The organism is Paenibacillus sp. 01T422 (genome assembly GCF_056398785.1).
In genome coordinates this window covers 1-6,852 of the sequence record NZ_JBFTQB010000580.1, presented here as the reverse complement: position 1 = coordinate 6,852, position 6,852 = coordinate 1, and the positions used below count along the sequence as shown (strand labels likewise).

The following is a 6,852-nucleotide window of genomic DNA, read 5'->3' as shown; positions in this document are numbered from 1 at the left end:
GAATAGACAAACATGTAGAGGTGGTGCTTCTCAGGCATCCTCTCTTTTTTTTGCAACAATTTATTATTTTTTATGTGATCTTTCACTTGTTTCGACAAACATTTCATATTGAACGTGATAGATTATTCGTGTATTTAATCGGTGGAAAGGGTGAGCGCTTTCAATAATGTCAGCAAACTGATCTCAATTCGTACTATCTTGCTGTCTGTTTTTCTACTGCTCATGATTCTACCTCTAGTCGTAATTACCTATATTACCTATAAAAAGGAAAATGAATTATTCCAAAAGCAGGTTAGCCAGTATTTGCTGCAGACGGTGGGGCAGACGCAGCGGGCCTTGGATGCTAATCTCTCAGAGATAGATCGGCTCACTTGGACGTTGTTGTATGAACAGTCGCTCGATTTCTTAAATGGCCCTTTGGACTCGTCTTATCCGTTGTTCGAAGCCAATCAAAAATTTAAAAATATGGTGAATTCCAATCTATTTCGTGGCAGGCTGGAGCACATTCGAGCCATCTATTTTATCACGGCTGGACATGAGGTTCTTTCGACAGAAAATTTATTTTACACGTATGAGCAAGTCGATCGAGTCAATATTCAATTTGTTATGGATCAGATTGAGCGTCAGCCCTTAAAGATGAACTGGTTTAGCGACAAGAGGTCGATTTATCGTCTAAAGGACGGTTTCGAAACGCCGGTTCGCGCGTCTGTTACGGCTGCACGGCGGCTCATCGACAGTAACACGGCAAAGCTTAGGGGCTATTTATTTGTACAATTCAATGACCGATTCATAAGCGAGCATTTGCGAAACGTTCAAATTGGCTCAACAGGTTCGCTGCTAGTCACGGATGGGTCTGGTGATGTGATTTATCAGCAAGATCCTCTGCTGTCTCACAATAATAAAATAAGCCAAGCCATAAATGGCTTGCCATCTCAGGGGCAAGGGCTGCAGATTGTCRATGGCAAATGGCTACTCGCTTTCGACACTTCCCAAATAAGTGGATGGAAGATGACGGCGGTCGTCCCTATCAATGAGTTAATTGGCCCCAATCAGAAAATATTACGGTATTTGTTGATGATGTCGGCAATAGGTGCTCTAGTCGCGGTTATCGTCTCATTTCTACTGGCTACCGCTATTTCTAAGCCGGTTATTAATCTTGCCAGGTTAATGGCATTCGCTGCCAAAGACAATCTTCATGTACGGGATACGCAAGGCCCCATTCAAGAGATCAGCATCTTGCAATTTAGTTTTAATCGGTTGATGGACCGTATTCAAACGCTGATTCATGAGAATGAAAAGCAGCAGAAGGAGAAACGCGAGGCACTGCTTCAAGCGCTGCAAATGCAGATCCACCCTCATTTTTTATATAATACGCTGGATATGATTTATTGGATGGCTAAGAAACACAAAGCGGAATCCATCAGCAAGCTGGTTACTGCGCTAGGGAGGTTCTTTCGTTTCACCCTAAATGCCGGTCAGGAATGGACAACACTAGGGAAAGAACTTGAACATGTCGAGAACTATTTGCAAATTCAATCCTTCCGGTATAGAGACAAGCTGTACTATGAAATTGAGTTGGATCCCGAAGTTAACTATGTAAAGGTGATGCCGCTTATTCTGCAGCCGCTAGTTGAAAACGCTTTAGAACATGGTATTTCCAAAAGTCAGGATGGCGGGAAAGTCATGATTAAAGCCTTTCGAAGCGAAGATAAGGTTCTTATCGTCATCTCGAATACGGGCAGGCAGGTCGATCTGGAGCATGTCCAGCTTTTACTGCAGAATGCTTCTACGAATGCCCATGTGGGACTGCGGAATGTCCAACAGAGAATTCAGACTGCCTTCGGAACAGAATATGGCATAGTGGTAGCTGCAGGCGAGGATCAAGGCGCGTTGGTAACGGTTACAATCCCTTATCGATTGGCTTCGTTCCATGAGGATCAAGAGGGGGCATAGCATTTGAAAATGCTGCATTTCAATAGATTGATGTTGGTTTCGTTCGTCTTGCTGCTAGTCTGGGCGCTGAGCAGCTTGCTGCTGCTGGATCGGGTGACAGTGGATTCTCCCAAAGCAGTAACGAGCGCCAAAAAAATAAAAGTGTTGATTCGTACGGGTACGGAATCTACTGCGATGCGTCAAATTTCCCGGACGTTCGAAGCGGATACGGGGATTCAGGTGGAGTTTATCGAATTGGGAAGAGATGTGTATTTTACTTCTGTTGGCACGCAGCTGTTGGCAGGGACAGAGTCGTTCGATATTGTTTCTATTCCGAATACGTCGATTGCACAATTTGCAGCCGTTCATGCCATTCTGCCCTTAGATTCCTTCATGAATGATAAAAATTTGACTGATATCCAGTCGTTTGATGTTAGCGATTTTTTGGCCACTTACCAATACCAAGATACGACCTATGCACTGCCAACGGATATTAGCACGCACTTTCTGTATTATCGAAGCGACTTAATTCCAAAGCCACCGGAAACCTGGGACGAATTATTCGAGTTGGCCAAAACGTATTCCAAGAGTAAAAACCCCACTTCCCCCACGAGATGGGGCCTCGCGATGCCAGCTGTTGTACCAGAAGAAAGATCAAAGATCTTCGCATCCCTGTTATGGTCATTCGGAGGCGATGTGCTGAATGAAGAGAATGGGGACGTCTTATTGGATCGAGAAGAGTCGATTCAAGCAGGTAAATATATAGAGAACCTGGTTCAGGAGAAGGTGGTTCCGCAGGATTTATTAAGCTGGGATTTTACCAGAACACGTGATGCATTAATTGCAGGCGAGATTGCCATGGCTGCCCCTTATTGGAATGCAGCGTATCCGATGATCAAGCAAAACAGTGACCCCAATAAAGACGCAATAAAAATTGCTTTAATCCCTGGCACTAAAGATCAGCTAGGCCATATTAAGCGCGTCCCGTTTCAGCATGGCTGGACGCTCGCCATTAATGCAAGTTCAAGAAACGCTGTGGACGCCTGGAAATTTCTTCAGTATGCAACTGGAAAACGCGGTGGAATGATCTATGCACAGCAGGGGGGAGTACCGGCAAGACGTTCGATTCTAGCTGACCCGTCCTTTGAAGAGTCGAGACCGGACTTTGCATTAATTTTGAAAAGCATGGATATGGCCAAAATTGAGCCTTCAATCAGCTATTACCCAGCTATGGTGGAAATCGAAGAAAGGGCTTTGGCCAAAATCATCACATCTTTTGCCAAGCCGGAAATATCTTTTAAAGATGCAGCTACTGAGTTACGTCAGCTTTCTATGAAAATGAATGGAAATTTGAAATAGGACGGAGGATGACTCGATGAACGCGACCGTTTGCCGTGCCGTGATTATTGATGACGAAACCTGGATTCGTGAAGGCTTAAGCGAGCATATCAATTGGGAACTACTCGGGATCGAGCTGGTTCAAGTCTTTCAAGATGGCCTAGAAGCCATTCGTTATATGGAGGAGCATCCCGTCGATATTCTGTTGTCGGATATTCGGATGCCCAATATGACTGGACTTGAACTAGTTGCTAGATTGCGCGAATTAGAAAAAGAAAGTCGTTTGGTGTCGAACACCAAGGTTATTTTCCTGAGCGGGTATGGTGATTTTAAATACGCGCAAGAAGCGCTTCGCTTAGGAGCTGTGGATTACCTGCTTAAACCTTCGGATGTGGAAGAGATTGAAGTGGCTTTGCAGAAAGCAAAGTTGCTGTGCGTTAATGAGGCAGCTGCGCCTGATACAAGTACAAGGGAGCAGAAGGTAGCTGAGGAGCCCAGCTCCTACTTGATTAAGAAAGCGCTTCAAATGATGGCTGCCAGATTCACAGAGGACCTGCATCTCAATCAGATTGCGGATGAATTGTTCGTGACCTCGAATTATCTAAGCAGGCTGTTCCGCCAAGAAACGGGCAAGTCGTTCAGCGACTATTTATCGCAACTGCGCATAGAGAAAGCCTGCGAGCTTCTTGGCAGCAGCAACCTGAAGATCTATCAGATTGGGGAGTCTGTCGGTTATCCCAACCCTCGCTATTTCAGCGAATGGTTTCAGAAGCAAAAGGGGATGTCGCCTGGAGATTATACATTAACGGGTTCACTTCTTACGGCATGCGGCTCCAACACCAATGAGGCGACGAACAGTCCGGCTCCAACTCCGGCTGCGGCCGCAAACACGCCTGCTGCATCGGCAGCACCTGCTACTCCAGCTCCGGCTGCTAGCAAGAAACAAGTGGAAATCTTCAGCTGGTGGACAGGTGCAGGTGAAGAAGCGGGTCTTCAAGGACTGATTAAACTGTTCAAAGATAAATATCCGGACATTGAAGTCATTAATGCGGCTGTTGCCGGCGGTGCCGGAACCAATGCCAAAGCTGTTCTCGCCAGCCGCATGCAAGGCGGAGATCCGCCATCAGCATTCCAAGTTCATGGCGGGGCAGAGCTGAATACAGGCTGGGTGGCAGCTGCTAAAGTCAGCCCATTGAACGACCTGTACGACAAGGAAGGCTGGAAGGATAAGTTTCCGAAGGACCTCATTGAGATGGTTAGCAAGGACGGCAATATCTATTCGGTACCGGTTAATATTCACCGTGGGAATGTCATTTTCTATAACAAGAAAATTTTTGACCAAAATGGTTTGAAAGCGCCTACGACATTTGATGAATTTATTAAGGTAGCCGATGCCTTGAAAGCAAAGGGCATCACTCCTTTGGCACTCGGTGATAAAGAACCGTGGACAGCTACAATGTTGTTCGAAAATGTATTGCTCGGCGAATTCGGCGCTGACGATTACAGAAAGCTGTGGACGGGCGAAATTCCGTTTGACGATGCACGCGTGAAGAAATCGCTCGAAACCTTTAAAAAGATGCTTTCTTACACGAATAAAGATCATGCTGCACGTAACTGGCAGGATGCCGCCCAGTTGGTAGCCAAAGGCGAAGCCGCAATGAATAACATGGGAGATTGGGCCAAAGGCTATTTTACAACGGATTTGAAATTGAAAGTAAACGAAGATTTTGGTTGGGTTACTTCTCCGAATACGGATGGTACTTTCATGGTAGTAACGGATACATTTGCATTGCCGAAAGATTCCAAAGACCAAGCGACAGCTAAAGAGTTTCTGAAAGTTCTTGGTTCCGTAGAAGGTCAAGATGTGTTCAACCCATTGAAGGGATCCATTCCAGCTAGGGTTGATGCGGATGTTTCCAAATACGATATCTATGGGAAAACGACGATCGAAGATTTTAAAAAGAGCAAGTTGACGCCAAGTATGGCCCACGGCTCAGCAGCGCCTGAAGGCTTTACGACGCAAGCTAACCAAGCGATTAATATCTTCGTAACGCAAGGCGATGTAGAGCAAGCGGCCAAAGCGCTTAAACAAGCACAAACTGCCAATGGCATGAAGAAATAGATTTGAAAAATCGACAGGGCCAGATGTTGGATTTAGGCATCTGGCCCTGTTTTTCTGGAGTGTGAATCGATGAACGCTTTTCGTTGGAAGTCGGAGAAGCTTGTGCCTGTCGCAATGCTTCTGCCGTCTTTGGTGGCAATCGCCATATTCGTGTATGGTTTTATAGCCTGGACTGGTTACGTATCGCTATCCGAGTGGAACACGCTCGTTAAGAACCTTACTTTCGCTGGATTCAGCAATTATGCTTTTCTATTTAATGATTTCCGGTTTCAATCGGATTTACGAAATACGGTGATGTTTACAGCTCTATTCATCGCAGGCGGGATGTTTGTTGGCTTGTTTTTGGCGGTTATGGTTGATCGGAAGATTCGAGGGGAAGCTTTTTTTCGAAATATATTCGTCTTTCCAATGGCGCTTTCTTTTGTCGTAACCGGCGTTGTGTGGCAATGGATCTTGAACCCCACGACAGGGGTGAACTTACTACTGAAGTCGCTTGGTGTTACGAATGTGCCTAGCTGGTTTGTAAGCACAGAAATTATTCCCAAGATTCCAATGGGTCAGATCAGTTTCGGCCTACCAGTAGCCATTATTGCTGTTGTTATTGCGGCCATCTGGCAAACGTCGGGATTTGCAATGGCCATGTATTTGGCCGGGTTAAGAAATATATCCGAAGAACTGCGGGAAGCCGCACGCGTGGATGGCGCAACGGAATGGCAGGTGCTTCGGAAAGTAATCTTGCCGCAGTTGAAGCCGATTACGATGAGTTTGATCATTATTCTGGCGCACATATCTTTAAAGATTTTCGACTTGGTCTATGCAATGACAGGACCTGGTGCAATGTTTGTCACGGATGTGCCGGGCGTGTACATGTTCGAAACGACATTCCGAGGAAATCACTATGCCCAAGGTGCAGGAATCGCGATGATTATGCTGCTGCTTGTTTCCTTGCTGATCATTCCTTACTTAATTTCCAACTTGCGCAAGGGGGAGGATTAATATGTCGCTGGAGCGTGTGAATCGTACGCTGTTGTATGTGGCACTAATCGTTTTGGCGATTATGTATCTAATTCCGGTTTATGTCATGCTGATTACGAGCGTCAAGGGACTGAATGAAATCACACTCGATAAAATGTGGGCGCTGCCTGAGTATTTTAACTTAATAGGTTATCAGGAAGCGTTTAAGAAGCTGATCCCCAATTTGACGAACAGCTTTTTGCTGGCTATCCCGGCTACGTTGTTATCTTCCTTGCTAGGGTCTTTGAACGGCTACATTTTATCAAAATGGAAGTTCAGAGGATCAAATTTTTTATTCTCATTAATGTTATTCGGGATGTTCATCCCTTACCAAAGTATTCTTATCCCATTAATTCAGTTCTTGCAATCCATTAAGCTTTACAACACGATTCCTGGATTAATTCTTGTTCATGTCGTCTATGGACTACCGATTTGCACCTTGATGT

5 protein-coding genes and 1 pseudogene are annotated in these 6,852 nt (G+C 45.4%); all 6 read left to right on the top strand.

The genetic code is table 11. The features are described from left to right. The first annotated feature begins 150 nt into the window (after positions 1-150). Positions 151-1,953 (top strand): sensor histidine kinase, encoded by a 1,803-nt coding sequence (locus tag AC1DUA_RS26395; RefSeq protein WP_477502599.1) that lies wholly within the window; start codon positions 151-153, stop codon positions 1,951-1,953. Between the two features lie 9 nt (positions 1,954-1,962). Continuing rightward, the gene (locus tag AC1DUA_RS26390; protein WP_477502601.1) at positions 1,963-3,291 is read left to right on the top strand and encodes an ABC transporter substrate-binding protein; all 1,329 of its coding nucleotides are present in this window, start codon (positions 1,963-1,965) and stop codon (positions 3,289-3,291) included. 16 nt (positions 3,292-3,307) lie between these two features. Next, a pseudogene (locus tag AC1DUA_RS26385) lies at positions 3,308-4,057 on the top strand (response regulator transcription factor); the annotation flags it as partial. Next, a complete protein-coding gene (locus tag AC1DUA_RS26380) occupies positions 4,052-5,392 on the top strand; it encodes an ABC transporter substrate-binding protein (RefSeq protein ID WP_477502600.1) in 1,341 nt (446 codons plus the stop codon). The pseudogene AC1DUA_RS26385 and the gene AC1DUA_RS26380, both read left to right, overlap by 6 nt. A gap of 69 nt (positions 5,393-5,461) precedes the next feature. Next, the gene (locus AC1DUA_RS26375) at positions 5,462-6,388 is read left to right on the top strand and encodes a carbohydrate ABC transporter permease (protein WP_477502598.1); all 927 of its coding nucleotides are present in this window, start codon (positions 5,462-5,464) and stop codon (positions 6,386-6,388) included. Between the two features lies 1 nt (position 6,389). Continuing rightward, on the top strand, positions 6,390-6,852 hold a 463-nt coding region (locus AC1DUA_RS26370; protein WP_477502597.1), incomplete at its 3' end, for a carbohydrate ABC transporter permease.

Bases quoted from the DNA above. Each gene is read 5' to 3' on its own strand.
- AC1DUA_RS26390 (WP_477502601.1), top strand. From the start codon at position 1,963: ATGCTGCATTTCAATAGATTGATGTTGGTTTCGTTCGTCTTGCTGCTA.
- AC1DUA_RS26380 (WP_477502600.1), top strand. From the start codon at position 4,052: ATGTCGCCTGGAGATTATACATTAACGGGTTCACTTCTTACGGCATGC.
- AC1DUA_RS26375 (WP_477502598.1), top strand. From the start codon at position 5,462: ATGAACGCTTTTCGTTGGAAGTCGGAGAAGCTTGTGCCTGTCGCAATG.